Below are 14650 nucleotides of genomic sequence, written 5' to 3'. Positions count from 1 at the left end.
CCTGCGCACCTCGACGCCGCGGGTTGGTTGCTGCTGGAACACGGTTACGACCAGGCGCCCGCCGTGCGCGACCTGCTGCTGGGGGAAGGCTTTGAAGAAGTCCACAGCCGCATCGACCTGGGCGGCCACGAACGCATTACGTTGGGACGCCGCCCGTGATGAACGACCAGGAGCTGTTGCGCTATAGCCGGCAGATTCTGTTGCAGCATGTCGACATCGAAGGTCAGTTGCGCCTGAAAAACAGCCGCGCGCTGATCGTCGGCCTGGGTGGCCTCGGTTCGCCGGTGGCGCTGTACCTGGCGGCGGCGGGGGTGGGTGAGCTGCATTTGGCGGATTTCGACACTGTCGACCTGACCAACCTGCAACGCCAGATCATTCACGACACCGACAGCGTCGGCCTGAGCAAGGTCGACTCGGCGATTCGCCGCCTGAGCGCGATCAATCCTGACATACAGCTGGTTGCCCATCGCAGCGCGCTGGATGAGGATTCCCTCGCGGCCGCCGTGGCGGTGGTCGATGTGGTACTGGACTGCAGCGACAACTTCTCCACCCGCGAAGCGGTCAACGCTGCGTGTGTCGCTGCCGGCAAGCCTTTGGTGAGCGGTGCGGCGATTCGCCTCGAAGGCCAGCTGTCGGTGTTCGACCCTCGTCGCGCCGAAAGCCCCTGCTACCACTGTTTATACGGGCACGGCAGCGACGCCGAACTGACCTGCAGCGAAGCCGGTGTCATCGGCCCGCTGGTGGGTTTGGTCGGCAGCCTGCAAGCCCTGGAAGCCTTGAAATTGCTGGCCGGTTTCGGCGAGCCGCTGGTGGGGCGGCTGTTGTTGATCGACGCCCTGACCACGCGTTTTCGCGAGCTGCGGGTCAAGCGTGACCCCGGTTGCAGCGTCTGCGGTAGCCACCATGGTTAAGGACGCGCCGATTGGTGTGTTCGACTCCGGTGTCGGCGGCCTGTCGGTGCTGGACGAAATCCAGCGTCTGCTGCCCCATGAGTCGCTGCTGTACGTGGCGGATGGCGGGAATATCCCCTACGGCGAGAAAACCCCGGCGTTCATCCTCGATCGTTCGCGACAGGTGGCGGCGTTCTTCCGTGAGAAGGGCGCCAAAGCGTTTGTGATTGCCTGCAACACGGCGACCGTTGCGGCGGTTGCCGATTTGCGCCAGGACTATCCCGACTGGCCATTGGTGGGCATGGAACCGGCAGTCAAACCTGCGGCTGCCGCGACCCGCAGTGGCGTCGTCGGCGTGCTGGCGACCACCGGCACCCTGCAAAGCGCCAAGTTCGCCGCCTTGCTCGACCGCTTCGCCACCGATGTGCGGGTGATCACCCAACCCTGCCCGGGCCTGGTGGAGCTGATCGAAACCGGCGACCTGGACAGCCCGGCCCTGCGCCTGCTGTTGCAAGGCTACGTGGAGCCGCTGATTGCGGCCGGTTGCGACACCATCATCCTTGGCTGCACCCACTATCCGTTCCTCAAGCCCCTGCTCGCCGAGATGCTCCCGCCGACGATCATTTTGATCGACACCGGGGCGGCAGTAGCGCGTCAATTGCAGCGTCTTTTGAGTGATCGCGAACTGCTGGCCACTGGCAATCCGCCGCCTGTACAGTTCTGGACCAGCGGCGATCCGCAGCATCTAAGAAATATCCTACCGACCCTATGGAAATCTCCCGGAGTTGTGAGTAGTTTTGGCGTGTGAAAAAAACGTGAAATAACGCCTTTATCCGCTGAACTTCTGGCTATACGGCAGCTTCTATAGCAAGTTAGCCGGTACAAAATCATACAACTTCGTTCGGAAGGGATGTTTCTCTATGAAGCGCTTGTTCTGTTTGGCTGCGATTGCGGCCGCAATGTTGGGGCACTCTTTTTCCGCACAGGCGGCAGGCCTGGAACTTGGGGTGGGAAGTACGAGCGATTCGACCATGACCTATCGGTTGGGGCTGACCTCGGACTGGGATAAAAGCTGGTGGCAGACCGATACGGGGCGCGTGACCGGGTACTGGAGCGGCGCCTACACCTACTGGGACGGTGACAAGCGCGCCAGTGTCAGCAGCCTGTCGTTCTCGCCCGTGTTTGTGTATGAGTTTGCCGGGGAGAGGGTGAAGCCGTACATCGAGGCCGGCGTGGGTGTGGCCGTGTTCTCCCGCACGCGGGTTGAAGACAACAATATCGGCCAGGCTTTCCAGTTTGAAGACCGGCTGGGCTTTGGCTTGCGCTTTGTCGGTGGCAGTGAAGTGGGGATTCGGGCCACCCATTACTCCAATGCCGGGATCAGCAGCAATAACGATGGTGTAGAGAGTTATTCGCTGCACTACACGCTGCCGTTGTAGTTTTTTAAGCACGCTGCAAAACCATTGTGGGAGCGGGCTTGCTCGCGAAAGCGGTATATCAGCCACGAATCAGTTGACTGACACACCGCTTTCGCGAGCAAGCCCGCTCCCACATTGGCTACTCATTGGTTCCGAAATCAGCGATACACCGTCGCAATCCCCTGGCGCTCATCGATGCACTCCGGCGCGCCCATCTCGAATTCCCGGCAGATCAGTGGCCGCTTCTCGTAAATCGTGCACATCATCGTGTCGCGGTCCAGCGCCGCGCACCAGCCGTCATCCAGGCGCAGCATGACTTCGCCGCCCCAATCGTCGGTATCGATAAAGCGATCGGGCACGCCGGTATCAGTGATCAGCATGACTTCCAGCTGGCAGCAGCACGCGGCGCAGCTGGAGCAGGTGACGGCAGGTTCGGCGATTTGGGTATGGGGGATGTTGGTCATAGGCGCGCAGTGTAAGGCAAGCGGCTCATAGGTGTGTGAAAGGCCTGACGGACGTCAATGTGCCAACTGCCTGGCAATCCAATGCAACAACGGAAAAATCATCCCCCAGAGTAACGCCAGGCCGATGACGGTCGGCACGGTACCATAGCCGAAACTCACCCCGGCCAGTTGGCTGCCCGCGTAATAGGACAACGGCCCGCCCACCGCCCCCAACAAACTCGCACGCCACCAGGGCTGCGCGCTCCAGGCCAGGCAATGGCGCAGCGTGGTCGCCAGCAATGCCCACAACAGGATCAGCCACCATGGTGCCAACGGTCCGGGCAGGCTGAAATGAAACACGCCGAATGCTCGTAGCACGGTGTCGATCACGGTGCCCAACAAGGTGACGGCAACAATCACCTGGCCTTCCGCTGACCACGAACTTATCCACAGCAGGTGGATTACCAGCACCGCCAACCCCACCAACAGCCACAGACTGTCGCCGCCCAGCACACAGGCAAACCAGCCGCACTGGAACAGCACGGCATTTGCCAGTGGTTTAAGCATCAAAGCGCCCGAGCAGTGGCTGGGTCAGCGCCGCCGGCTTGGCCAGCAGCATCTGCGCGGTGCCGATGGTGCGCTCCATAAAGCCGCCTTCGCAGTAGCACAGGTAAAATTCCCACAGCCGCAGGAAGTATTCGTCGTAGCCCATTTCCGTCAGGCGGCTGTGGGCGCGGCGAAAGTTCTCATGCCACAGGCGCAGGGTTCGCGCGTAGTGCAGGCCGAAGTCCTCCATGTGCAGCAGGTTCATGTCAGTGTCGCGGCTGACGACCTCCAGCATCTTCTGTACACAGGGCAGGGCGCCGCCGGGGAAGATATAGCGCTGGATAAAATCCACGCTGCTCTTGGCTTGTTCGTAGCGTTGCTCGCGAATGGTGATGGCTTGCAGCAACATCAGGCCGTTGCTCTTGAGCAACTGCGCGCACTGTTTGAAATAGGTCGGCAGGAAGCGGTGGCCCACGGCTTCGATCATCTCGATCGACACCAGCTTGTCGTACTGCCCGGTCAGGTCGCGGTAGTCCTCCAGCAGCAACGTCACCTGATTCTGCAAACCCAGGGCCTCGATGCGTTTTTCAGTGTAGGCAAACTGCTCTTTGGACAGGGTCGTGGTGGTGACCTTACAGCCGTACTGCTGCGCGGCATAAATCGCCATGCTGCCCCAGCCGGTGCCGATTTCCAGCAGGTGGTCGGACGGTTTCAGCGCGAGCTTCTGGCAGATGCGTTCCAGCTTGTTCAGTTGTGCCTGTTCCAGTGTGTCATCGGCGGTGAGGAACTGCGCGGCCGAATACATCATGGTCGGGTCGAGGAATTCCTCGAACAGGTCGTTGCCCAGGTCGTAGTGGGCGGCGATGTTTTTCTGCGAGCCCTTGCGCGTATTGCGGTTGAGCCAGTGCAGGCCCTGGGTGAAGGGCCGCGCCAGTTTGGCCAGGCCACCTTCCAGCGCATCCAGCACGTCGAGGTTGCTGACCATCACCCGTACCACGGCGGTCAGGTCCGGGCTGCTCCAGTAACCATGGATAAATGCCTCGCCGGCGCCGATGGAGCCGTTGGCCGCCACCAGCCCCCACACGGCTGAATCGAGGATCTGGATCTCCCCCAGCAGGTGCGCTTCCCGTGCGCCGAAGACTTGCCGTTCGCCGTCCTCGATCACCACCAACTGGCCGTGGCGCAGTTGGCCGAGCTGGCGCAGCACGGCTTTGCGCAGCAGCGCGGCGGTCATGCCGTTGACGTTCAAGCGGTTGGATTTGACCGATAAGCTAGGGGATTTCATGGCGGCGATCCTTGGTGTAACCGACTGCGGTGCGAGAAGCGCCTTCGGCGGCGTGATGGGAAAAAATCGGCGTGCGTTTAAGCAAGAGGCGCAAGGCCTGCCAATAAATGGCCAGGCAGGTCTTGGCGGTCATCCACGGGAAGCGCCACAGGTAGCGGTGCAGGCTGGCGCGGTTCAGGGCTTCGCGTTGCAGGCTCAAGGTGGCGTCAAAGACTTTCAGTTCGCCCTGCCAGTCGGCCATGTGCACGCCGAGCCTGGCGGCGGGCGGGCTGAAGCTCATGCGGTATTCCAGGTCCCGGGGCAAGAACGGCGACACATGAAACGCCTTGGCCACGGCGAAGTGCTGATGCTCACCGGCAGGCAGCGCCTGGGCCGGCAGCACGTAGTGATAGCGCTCGCGCCACGGGGTGTTGGTCACTTCACAAAGGATCGCGGCCAGCGTTCCGTCGGCCTCGAAGCAGTAGAAGAAACTCACCGGGTTAAAGGCCAGGCCCCAACTGCGGGCCTGGGTCAGCAGGCAGATAACGCCCGAGGGGATGCGCCCCAGGGCCTTGCCGACTTCTTGGCGTACGGCATCGGTCAAGCTCATGCCGTGACGGGTAAATTCACGCAGGTAATCCTGCTGGCGAAACGCGAACGGCGCCCAGCGCTCGCCCGCCAATGGCGACAAGCCGAACACTTCGTCCTGTTCGCTGAGGTCCAGGTACAGCAGGCCAATCCGATAACGGAAGGCATGGCCCTTGGGCGTAAACCGCCGATGGGCAATCCAGCCGCTATACAGTGCGCTGTTCACAGCGCTTCCCCAAACGCTTTGGCCACGCGCAACGCGCTGACCACACCGTCTTCGTGAAAGCCGTTGGCCCAGTAGGCGCCGCAATAATAGGTGTGCTGCGCGCCGTGCAGTTCTTCCCAGCGCGCTTGGGCGGCCACGGCGGCCAGGCTGTATTGCGGGTGGGCGTAGGTGTAGCGGGCGAGGACTTTGAGCGGGTTGATCAGCGCCGTTTGATTGAGGCTCACGCAAAAGGTGGTGGTGCTGTCGATGCCTTGCAGGATGTTCATGTCGTAGGTCACCGCCGCCTGTTTTTGCGCGCGGCCATCCAGGCGGTAATTCCAGCTGGCCCAAGCCAGTTTGCGCTCGGGCAGCAGACGGGTATCGGTGTGCAGGACGACGTCATTGTCGGCGTAGGGCAGGGCACCGAGGATCTGTTGCTCGGCCAGGCTCGCATCCCCCAGCAACGCCAGGGCCTGGTCGCTGTGGCAGGCGAACACCACCTTGTCGAATGCCTCGCTGCCGGCGGCGCTGTGGATAACTGCGCCGATGGCTGAACGCTCAACCCGGGTGACCGGGCAATTGAGGCGGATATTTTCGCGGAAGGACTGGGTCAGCGGTTCGATATAGCGGCTGGAACCGCCTTCGATCACGCACCACTGCGGCCGGTTGCTCACCGACAACAAGCCATGGTTCTTGAAGAACCGCACGAAGAATTGCAGGGGAAACCCGAGCATGTCAGCCAGGGACATCGACCAGATCGCCGCGCCCATCGGCACGATGTAGTGCTGGATAAATCGCTGGCCGTAGCCGCCCGCTTGCAGGTACTCGCCCAGGGTCATCTCGGCGCTGATGCGTTGCTCTTGCAGGTCCAGGGGCGCCTGGCGGTTGAAGCGCAGGATATCGCGCAACATGCCCCAGAACCCCGGCGACAGAATATTCCGGCGCTGGGCAAACAGGCTGTTGAGGTTGTTGCCGTTGTACTCGAACCCGGCGTTCGGGTCGCACACCGAAAAGCTCATCTCGGTGGGTTTGTACGTCACGCCAATTTGCCCCAGCAGCTTGATGAAGTTGGGATAGGTCCAGTCGTTGAACACGATAAAGCCGGTGTCCACCGCATGGCTTTTGCCTTCCACCGTGACATTCACCGTATGGGTGTGGCCGCCGATGCGGTCGCCCGCTTCGAACAGGGTGATGTCGTGGCGGCGACTGAGCAGGTAGGCGCTGGTCAGCCCGGCAATGCCGCTGCCGATAATGGCGATCTTCACAGGTCGTCCTTTCTCGGCGGCGGGCTGCGCAGCATGCGTTTGCCAATGATCAACTGGACGCGGTTCGGCAGTTTCGACAGTGGCCACAAGGCGGCAATAAACAGGGCAGGGAAGGCAATTTCCAATGGACGGTTTTGCAGCTTGGCGAAGATATGTCGCGCGGCCTTGTCTGCCGGCCAGCTCAGGGGCATCGGGAAATCATTGCGGGCGGTCAGCGGCGTGTCGACAAACCCCGGGCTGACCACGGTGACGTCGATCCCTTCAGGCGACAGGTCGATACGCAGGGACTCGAACAGGTAACGCAGGCCGGCCTTCGACGCACCATAGGCTTCCGCCCTGGGCATCGGCAGGTAGGTCACCGCACTGGCCACACCGACCAGGTGCGGTGTATGACCGGCGCGCAACAGCGGCAGCGCGGCCTCGATGCAGTAACTGCTGGCCAGCAGGTTGGTGCGCACCACGTGCTCGATGATCGAGGCGTCGAATTGCCTGGCATCCACGTATTCGCAGGTGCCGGCATTCAGGATCACCGTATCCAGCGAACCCCAGGCCACCGCGATGTGTTCACCGATCTCGCGTACGGTCTGGCTGTTGGTCAGGTCGCCGGCCACCACCAGCACTTGCCCGGGGTATTGCTGGGCAAGCTGTTCCAGGGGCGCCTTGGAGCGGGAACTGAGGGCCACATGGGCACCGCTTTCGAGCAGCGTCTTCGCCAGTTCGGCCCCGATGCCACTGCTGGCACCGGTCAACCAGTAACGACGTGGAAGGTTAAGGCTCATCCCATTCTCCTTTTCAGCCAGCTGACCACACCGCCAAGGACCGGCACGTGTTCATACAGCAACTGTCCAGCGTCAAAATAATCCCGGTGGCGATACACCTTGTCGCGCCACAGCAGGTGCGAGCAGCCTTCCACACGAATCACTTCGCCCTTGGCCAGGCGCGGGTGGCAGAAGCTCATTTTCCAGCGCAGATAGCCTTCGCCTTCCGCTACTTGATCAAAGCCATGGAAGTCAAAGCGCAACTGAGTGACGTTGTCGTACAGCTCGGCGAAGTAGCGGCGCAACGCCGGTAGCCCGTGCACCTCGTGCAGTGGGTCGGTGAAACTGATGTCCTGGCTGTACAGGCCGTCGAGCAGGTGCAGGTTGTGCTTGTCCACACTGGCGAACACCTGGGCGAAGCGGCGCAGGAAATCACTCATAAGCACCTCCGACCGCCTGGCGTGAAGGCAGGCTGCGGAAAGCGGCGAGGGCGCGCTCGCGGGATTTTTTCAAATCGACGATAGGACGAGGATAGTCGGCCACACCAAACAGGCCGCCCACGGCGTCGGGGTTGTGCACTTCCTTTTTGTTCAGCGCCGACAACTGTGGCAGCCAGTGCTTGATAAACACACCTTCGCCGTCGAATTTTTCCGATTGGCTCAAGGGGCTGAAAATCCGGAAGTACGGGGCCGAGTCGGTGCCGGTGGACGAGCTCCACTGCCAGCCACCGTTGTTGGCTGCCAGGTCGCCGTCGATCAGGTGACGCATGAAAAAGCGCTCGCCTTCGCGCCAGTCGATCAGCAGGTTTTTGGTCAGGAACATCGCTACCACCATGCGCAGGCGATTGTGCATCCAGCCGGTTTCCAGCAGCTGGCGCATGGCGGCGTCGATGATCGGCAGGCCGGTGCGTGCTTCCTGCCACGCTTTCAAGTCTTCCGGGCTGTTGCGCCAGGCCACGGCTTCGGTCTCCGGGCGGAATGCGCGGTGGCGCGAGACCCGTGGGTAGCCCACCAGAATATGTTTGTAGAACTCGCGCCACAGCAGCTCGTTGATCCAGGTAATCGCGCCGATGTCGCCGCTTTCGAATTCACCCTGGTTGCTTTGCAGCGCGGCATGCAGGCACTGGCGCGGTGAAACCACGCCCGCTGCAAGGTAGGCCGAAAGCTGGCTGGTACCGGGCTTGGCCGGGAAGTCGCGTTCGTCCTTGTAGTAGCTGATTTGTGCGTCGGCGAACTGGTCGAGACGGCGCCGGGCTTCGGCTTCGCCGGCAGGCCACAGGGCGCGCAAGGCTTCGCTCGGGGTAGCGAAGCCCTCGACGTGATCCGGAACCTCGTCGCTTTTGAGTGTGAGCGGTGCCTGCGCCTTGGGAGTGGCGACCAAACGCGGCAAGGCGCCATGCAGGCGGCTGTAGCAGACCTTGCGGAACTGGCTGAACACCTGGAAGTAGGTGCCGGTCTTGGTCAGCACGCTGCCGGGCTGGAAAAACAACTGGTCCAGATAGGTGTGGAACGTGATGCCTTGAGCTTCGAGGGCCTTGGCCACGGCGGCGTCGCGGCGCTCTTCGTGGATGCCGTATTCGTCATTGACGTGTACCGACTCCACCGACAGTTCCTGGCACAGGCCTGCCAAAACTTCAGGTGCTTGATCCCAAGTGTCGGCATGGCGGATCAATAACGGAATGTTCAACTCGCCCAGTGCCGAGTTCAAGCGCTGCAGGTTGCGCAGCCAGAAATCGACCTTGCACGGCGCGTCATCGTGGGCCAGCCATTGCCCGGGGCTGATCAGGTAGACGGCCGCTGTCGGGCCACGCTGTGCGGCGGCGGCGAGGGCGGTGTTGTCATGTAGGCGCAGGTCGGTGCGCAGCCAGATCAAGTGCATTTAAATAAGTCCACGCTGGATCAGTACCTGATGGGCCGACAACGGGTCTTCGGCCAGGAGCAATTCAGGAATCTCTTGGGTTAATACGGACAGCTCCGCCTGGTGGATGCATACCGTTGGTCCGGTTATCAGTTTTGGGCAACTGAAGCCGCTCAACAGTTTGCCCAGCACCGAGGTATGGAGTGCCTTGCTCGAATACAGCAGTACCGCGCGGGGTTGCAGATGCTCGACGGCCAGGGCCAGTTCGCCCACCGGCAATGGCCAGTCGAAAACTTCCACCGGGCAATCGGCGCTGCTGGCGAGCCAGGCGGTGAGCCACAGGTGCGGCTCCAGCGGCAGGTCGGAATGATTGATCAGCAGCAGGGGGGCGCCGTTGAGCTGGCGGTTGTTGTGATACATCCGCGCACCGAATTTGCTGCGCAGCCAGGAATAGAAAAACACCCGTTCCATCTGCGCGCCGAACTGGCCTTGCCAGCGCAGTTCGAGCTCCTTGAGCAACGGCAATAACAGTTGCTCGCACAAGGTGCGCGGCGGGTACAGCGCCATGGCCTGGTTGAAGGCATCATCCACCCGGCGCTCGGCCAGTTCGCTGATGGCCTGCACCAGGTGCTGGCGGCGGTTGTGCCATTCGTTTTCCACCGGCGGTTCGCTGGTGGCTTGCGCGGTGTCGATCAGGCTCTTGACCTGGCTGACCGGCACACCCCGGTTGAGCCAGGTCAGGATGGTATGGATGCGTTGCACGTGCTCGGCACTGAACAGGCGGTGCCCCTTGGGCGTGCGCTGGGGCACGATCAGGCCGTAGCGCCGCTCCCAGGCGCGCAAGGTCACGGCGTTGACGCCGGTCTGGCGCGCGACTTCGCGGATCGGCAGCCAGCCTTGTTCGATGGCCTCGGCGATGTCTTCGCCAGGTTCTTGCAGGGGAAAAGTCATAGGTTAAATCGCATTACGCAGGCTGAGGTTTTCCGGGTGCGGTTGCAGGTAGGCCTGCTGCGCGATATAGCGGTCCGGATGCTGGCGAAAGTGGTGCTTGAGCAGCGTCAGCGGTACCACCAGCGGCACGATGCCCTGGCGGTATTGGCTGATGATGGTCTGCATTTCCTGTTTGTCTTCGGCGCTGATGGCTTGCTTGAGGTAGCCGCTGATGTGTTGCAGCACGTTGGTGTGGGTGCCGCGTGTGGCGCACTGGGTCAGGGCGCTCATCAGTTCGCTGAAGTAGCCGGCGGCCAAGGCGCCCAGGTCGACGTCCCTGGGCATGCTGCCCAGCAGGTTGCCGAGGCTTTTGTAATGCACCGGGCTGTGGGCCATCAGCAGGTATTTGTAGCGCGAGTGAAATTCCAGCAGGCGGTGACGGGTCAGGCCTTCGGCGAGCAGTTGCTGCCAGGTGGCGTAGACGAACACCCGGGTCAGGAAGTTTTCCCGCAGCACCGGGTCATTCAGCCGACCGTCTTCTTCCACCGGCAGGTTGGGGTGGCGCGCACAAAACGCCTGGGCGTAGATGCCGCGCCCGCCGCCGTCGATGGGCATGCCGTTGTCCTGATAGACCTTGACCCGTTCCAGGCCGCAGGACGGGGATTTCTGCATGAAGATGTAACCGCAGAGGTCGGTGTGTTCAGCAGCCATTTGCTGGCCGTAATCGTCCAGCGGCTGGGTCACGTTAAGTTCGCGGTTTACGGTGCCAACGGCCTGTGGATTGAGCGGGTCGCCCACCAGGCGAATCGGCTCGCGGGGGATGCCCAGGCCAATGGCGACTTCAGGACACAGCGGCACGAAGTCGAAATAATCGGCCAGGGTCTGGCTACACAGCTGGGATTGTTTATGCCCGCCGTTGAAGCGCACGTTCTCGCCCAACAGGCAGGCGCTGATGGCGATTTTCGGTTTGCCGGTGGCAGGCAGGGTGCTGGACATGGCCAAACCTCGATGAAATTCCTGTACAGGGTTAAATTTCTGTACAACTTAATCTCATCATAGGTTTGAAGCTGTACAAGTCAAATAATTTGTACAGGTATTTGCGGAATGGCTATTTCCAGCCGATTTTCCAGTCTTCGGCGTTTTGCAGGGTTTGCCAGGCCAGGCGCTGCACGCGATGGCTCATCACGGCTTCCAGCTCGATTTCCTGCACATCGCCTTCGTCATCACGCAGCAGTTTGGTCACCAGAAAATGTTTTTCCTTGTACTGCGGGCGGGCTGCTGTCCACTTCGACAGCAGCAGCTTGGCGGGATTGATGCGGTTCATCGCAGGTGCTCGATCAACCGCCGCGCCGCCTCCTGGCCGCTGAGCCACGCACCTTCCACGCGGCCTGACAGGCACCAGTCGCCACATACATACAGGCCCAGGTCGGCGTCGGCCAGCACGCCAAATTCATGGCTGGTGGACGGCCGCGCGTACAGCCAGCGGTGGGCGAGGGTGAAGGAAGGCGCCGGCATGGCGCTGTGCAGCAGTTCGGCGAAGGCGCCGTGCAGGTGTTCGATCACGGCTTCCTTGGACAGGTCCAGGTGTTGCTTGCTCCAGGTGCTGGTGGCGTGCAAAACCCAGGTGTCGAGGGTGGTGTCGCGCCCCGGTTTGCTGCGGTTGCGCGCCAGCCAGTCCAGCGGGCTGTCCTGGACGAAGCAGCCTTCCATGGGCGTATCCAGCGGCTTGTCGAAGGCCAGGGCAATGGCCCAGGTCGNNGCGCAGCGGCCAGCAAGGCAGTGGCCTGGGGCGCCGGGGTGGCGATGATCACGTGGCTGAACGGGCCGTGGCTTTCGCCGTCCGCGTCCAGCAGGTTCCAGTGATGTTTGCCCTGGAACACTTCGGTGATGCGGCAACCGAACTGCACCGGCAAGTCATCGAGCAGGGCGCGGGTGATCGCACTCATGCGCGGAGTGCCGACCCAGCGGATCTGTTCATCGGGGGAGGGCGTCAGTTGGCCGGACTTGAAGTTGTACAGCTGTGGCTTCCATTGCTCGGCGCAACCATTGGCCTGCCAGCGTTGCACCTCGTTGACGAAGCGCCGGTCGCGGGCGGTGAAGTACTGTGCGCCCATGTCCAGCGAGCCCGCATCGCTGCGCTTGCTGGACATGCGACCGCCACTGCCGCGGCTTTTATCGAAGAGTTGTACAACGTGCCCCGCGTCTTTCAACGCTCGGGCGGCGGAGAGACCGGCGATGCCGGTGCCAATGATCGCGATGGGAACAGTCATGGGAGGCCTCGTTTTACCGTTGGGTACAGACTACGCCGACACCAATAGCTGTACAATATTGTTTTTTGGTATAAGTTTTGGCGTACCTGATCGTTTGGCGTGACCTATGGTTAAACCTGAAGGTTTAACCAGCGTTGCGCCCGATTAAAACATCCCTGTTTATAAAATAGACTAACGGTGGTCGGCGAACGTTACACGAGGAACAACTCATGCACATTTTGCTGACCGGCGGTACCGGTTTGATCGGCCATCAACTTTGCCAATACTGGCTTGCCCAGGGCCATCGCCTCACGGTCTGGAGCCGCCATCCCGAACAAGTGGCTAAATTGTGCGGCGCCCAGGTGCGTGGCGTCGCCCGCCTGCAGGACATAAACGAGGCGGTGGACGCGGTGGTCAACCTGGCCGGCGCGCCGATTGCCGACCGGCCCTGGACGCATAAACGCAAGGCGCTGTTGTGGAGCAGCCGTATCGGCCTCACCGAAACGCTGCTGGCCTGGCTTGAGGGCCTTGAGCAAAAACCGGCGGTGTTGATCTCCGGTTCCGCGGTGGGCTGGTACGGCGACGGCGGTGAGCGCGAGCTGACCGAAGACAGCGGCCCGGTGCAGGACGATTTCGGCAGCCAGCTCTCCATTGCCTGGGAAGAAACCGCCCAGCGTGCCGAGGCATTGGGCATCCGCGTGGTGCTGGTGCGTACCGGGCTGGTGCTGGCGGCGGAGGGCGGCTTTTTGTCGCGGCTGTTGCTGCCGTTCAAACTGGCGCTGGGCGGGCCTATCGGCAATGGTCGGCAGTGGATGCCATGGGTCCATATAAAGGATCAAATCGCCCTGATTGATTTTCTTCTGCACAAGACCGATGCCAGCGGTCCTTATAATGCCTGCGCGCCACACCCGGTACGCAACCTGGAGTTCGCCAAGACCCTGGGCAAGGTGCTGCACCGCCCGGCGTTCATGCCCATGCCGGCGTTTGCCTTGCGCATCGGCCTGGGCGAGTTGTCCGGTTTGTTGCTGGGTGGCCAGCGGGCTTTGCCGCAGCGGCTGTTGGCGGCCGGTTTCACTTTCCAGTTCACTGAGTTGCATGCGGCCCTGGACGACTTGTCCAGCCGCCTCTAGAGATAGGATGTTGCATGACGGATCACGCGTTGTTACTGGTCAACCTGGGTTCACCGGCGTCCACTTCGGTGGCGGATGTGCGCAGCTACCTCAATCAGTTCCTGATGGACCCTTACGTCATTGACCTGCCATGGCCGGTTCGGCGTTTGCTGGTGTCGCTGATCCTGATCAAGCGCCCGGAGCAATCGGCCCATGCCTACGCCTCGATCTGGTGGGACGAAGGCTCGCCGCTGGTAGTTCTTAGCCGTCGCTTGCAACAACAGATGACTGCACAGTGGACCCAGGGGCCGGTGGAGTTGGCCATGCGCTATGGCGAGCCGTCGATTGAAAGCGTACTGACCCGGCTGGCGTCCCAAGGCATCCAGAAAGTGACCCTGGCGCCGTTGTACCCGCAGTTTGCCGACAGCACCGTGACCACGGTAATCGAAGAGGCCCGGCGCGTGGTGCGGCACAAAAAGCTGGCGATCGAGTTTTCGATTCTGCAGCCGTTCTACGATGAACCGGAGTACCTGGACGCCTTGGCCAACAGCGCCAGAACCTATGTGGAAGCGGATTTCGATCACCTCCTGCTGAGCTTTCATGGGTTGCCCGAGCGCCACCTGAAAAAGCTCGACCCTACCGGGCAACACTGCTTCAAGGACGCCAACTGCTGCCAGAACGCCTCTCCCGAGGTGCTTGCCACGTGCTATCGCGCGCAGTGTTTCAGCGTTGCGCGGGATTTTGCCGAGCGCCTTGGCTTGCCGGATGGCAAATGGTCGGTGGCGTTCCAGTCGCGGCTGGGCCGGGCCAAGTGGATCGAACCGTACACCGAGGCACGCCTTGAAGCGTTGGCTCAGCAGGGCGTGAAGAAGCTGCTGGTGATGTGCCCGGCGTTTGTTGCGGACTGCATCGAGACACTGGAGGAAATTGGTGATCGCGGCCTGGAGCAATTCCGCGAAGCGGGGGGCGAAGAGTTGGTGTTGGTGCCGTGCCTGAATGATGACCCGCAGTGGGCGGCGGCGCTCAATACCCTGTGTGAAAGAGCGCCGGTCGCGCTGTAGTCAAGCCGGGTGAGGCCTGAATGTGGGAGCGGGCTTGCTCGCGAAGGCGGTGGGTCAGTTAATGAAG

General features: G+C 61.7%; 16 protein-coding genes and 2 pseudogenes. 6 read left to right on the top strand and 12 right to left on the bottom strand.

Translation table 11 applies throughout. The features are described from left to right. The 4 genes and pseudogenes from HX846_RS03340 to HX846_RS03325 all read left to right on the top strand — a co-directional run. Positions 1 to 159: pseudogene (locus tag HX846_RS03340) on the top strand (protein-(glutamine-N5) methyltransferase, release factor-specific); the annotation flags it as partial. Further along, a complete protein-coding gene (locus HX846_RS03335) occupies positions 156 to 911 on the top strand; it encodes a molybdopterin-synthase adenylyltransferase MoeB (protein WP_178964974.1) in 756 nt (251 codons plus the stop codon). The pseudogene HX846_RS03340 and the gene HX846_RS03335, both read left to right, overlap by 4 nt. Beyond that, on the top strand, positions 904 to 1698 hold the full coding sequence (gene murI, locus HX846_RS03330; RefSeq protein ID WP_008432270.1) for a glutamate racemase: 795 nt from the start codon (positions 904 to 906) through the stop codon (positions 1696 to 1698). Before HX846_RS03335 ends, murI begins: the two co-directional genes overlap by 8 nt. 112 nt (positions 1699 to 1810) lie before the next feature. Then, positions 1811 to 2329 (top strand): acyloxyacyl hydrolase, encoded by a 519-nt coding sequence (locus HX846_RS03325; protein ID WP_003208415.1) that lies wholly within the window; start codon positions 1811 to 1813, stop codon positions 2327 to 2329. A 137-nt stretch (positions 2330 to 2466) separates the two neighbouring features. Here the strand turns inward: HX846_RS03325 and HX846_RS03320 are convergent, their stop codons facing one another. From HX846_RS03320 to HX846_RS03265, 12 genes and pseudogenes are all read right to left on the bottom strand, one after another. Beyond that, the gene (locus HX846_RS03320; RefSeq protein ID WP_178964973.1) at positions 2467 to 2772 is read right to left on the bottom strand and encodes a YkgJ family cysteine cluster protein; all 306 of its coding nucleotides are present in this window, start codon (positions 2770 to 2772) and stop codon (positions 2467 to 2469) included. A gap of 54 nt (positions 2773 to 2826) precedes the next feature. Next, the gene (locus tag HX846_RS03315; protein WP_178964972.1) at positions 2827 to 3318 is read right to left on the bottom strand and encodes a DUF2878 domain-containing protein; all 492 of its coding nucleotides are present in this window, start codon (positions 3316 to 3318) and stop codon (positions 2827 to 2829) included. Beyond that, the gene (locus HX846_RS03310; protein WP_087693767.1) at positions 3311 to 4582 is read right to left on the bottom strand and encodes a cyclopropane-fatty-acyl-phospholipid synthase family protein; all 1272 of its coding nucleotides are present in this window, start codon (positions 4580 to 4582) and stop codon (positions 3311 to 3313) included. Before HX846_RS03310 ends, HX846_RS03315 begins: the two co-directional genes overlap by 8 nt. After that, the gene (locus HX846_RS03305) at positions 4569 to 5375 is read right to left on the bottom strand and encodes a DUF1365 domain-containing protein (protein WP_003208422.1); all 807 of its coding nucleotides are present in this window, start codon (positions 5373 to 5375) and stop codon (positions 4569 to 4571) included. Before HX846_RS03305 ends, HX846_RS03310 begins: the two co-directional genes overlap by 14 nt. Next, the gene (locus HX846_RS03300) at positions 5372 to 6619 is read right to left on the bottom strand and encodes an FAD-dependent oxidoreductase (protein WP_178964971.1); all 1248 of its coding nucleotides are present in this window, start codon (positions 6617 to 6619) and stop codon (positions 5372 to 5374) included. Before HX846_RS03300 ends, HX846_RS03305 begins: the two co-directional genes overlap by 4 nt. Next, positions 6616 to 7398 (bottom strand): SDR family oxidoreductase, encoded by a 783-nt coding sequence (locus tag HX846_RS03295; RefSeq protein WP_008432280.1) that lies wholly within the window; start codon positions 7396 to 7398, stop codon positions 6616 to 6618. The genes HX846_RS03300 and HX846_RS03295 overlap by 4 nt, the downstream gene beginning before the upstream one ends. Then, a complete protein-coding gene (locus HX846_RS03290) occupies positions 7395 to 7817 on the bottom strand; it encodes a nuclear transport factor 2 family protein (protein ID WP_178964970.1) in 423 nt (140 codons plus the stop codon). The genes HX846_RS03295 and HX846_RS03290 overlap by 4 nt, the downstream gene beginning before the upstream one ends. Continuing rightward, on the bottom strand, positions 7810 to 9255 hold the full coding sequence (phrB, locus tag HX846_RS03285) for a deoxyribodipyrimidine photo-lyase (protein ID WP_178964969.1): 1446 nt from the start codon (positions 9253 to 9255) through the stop codon (positions 7810 to 7812). The genes HX846_RS03290 and phrB overlap by 8 nt, the downstream gene beginning before the upstream one ends. Further along, entirely contained in the window at positions 9256 to 10185 is a 930-nt protein-coding gene (locus HX846_RS03280; protein ID WP_008432286.1) for a MerR family transcriptional regulator, read from the bottom strand. It lies immediately after the preceding gene. A 3-nt stretch (positions 10186 to 10188) separates the two neighbouring features. Beyond that, complete coding sequence (locus tag HX846_RS03275; protein ID WP_008432288.1) at positions 10189 to 11160, bottom strand: DUF523 and DUF1722 domain-containing protein; 972 nt, start codon at positions 11158 to 11160, stop codon at positions 10189 to 10191. A gap of 112 nt (positions 11161 to 11272) precedes the next feature. Then, complete coding sequence (locus HX846_RS03270) at positions 11273 to 11488, bottom strand: TIGR02450 family Trp-rich protein (protein WP_008432289.1); 216 nt, start codon at positions 11486 to 11488, stop codon at positions 11273 to 11275. Further along, positions 11485 to 12434, bottom strand: a pseudogene (locus HX846_RS03265) (NAD(P)/FAD-dependent oxidoreductase). Before HX846_RS03265 ends, HX846_RS03270 begins: the two are co-directional and overlap by 4 nt. Positions 12435 to 12643: 209 nt before the next feature. Here HX846_RS03265 and HX846_RS03260 point away from each other — a divergent pair. Both HX846_RS03260 and hemH read left to right on the top strand, forming a co-directional pair. Then, positions 12644 to 13543, top strand: coding sequence for a TIGR01777 family oxidoreductase (locus tag HX846_RS03260; protein ID WP_178964968.1), 900 nt, complete (start codon positions 12644 to 12646; stop codon positions 13541 to 13543). Positions 13544 to 13557: 14 nt separating this feature from the next. Next, positions 13558 to 14583 (top strand): ferrochelatase, encoded by a 1026-nt coding sequence (hemH, locus tag HX846_RS03255; RefSeq protein WP_177081311.1) that lies wholly within the window; start codon positions 13558 to 13560, stop codon positions 14581 to 14583. Positions 14584 to 14650 lie beyond the last annotated feature (67 nt).

The sequence above is a fragment of the Pseudomonas sp. K5002 genome (genome assembly GCF_013386655.1).
In the GTDB taxonomy this organism is placed as follows: Bacteria; Pseudomonadota; Gammaproteobacteria; order Pseudomonadales; family Pseudomonadaceae; genus Aquipseudomonas.
This window is presented reverse-complemented; position numbering and strand designations above follow the sequence as displayed.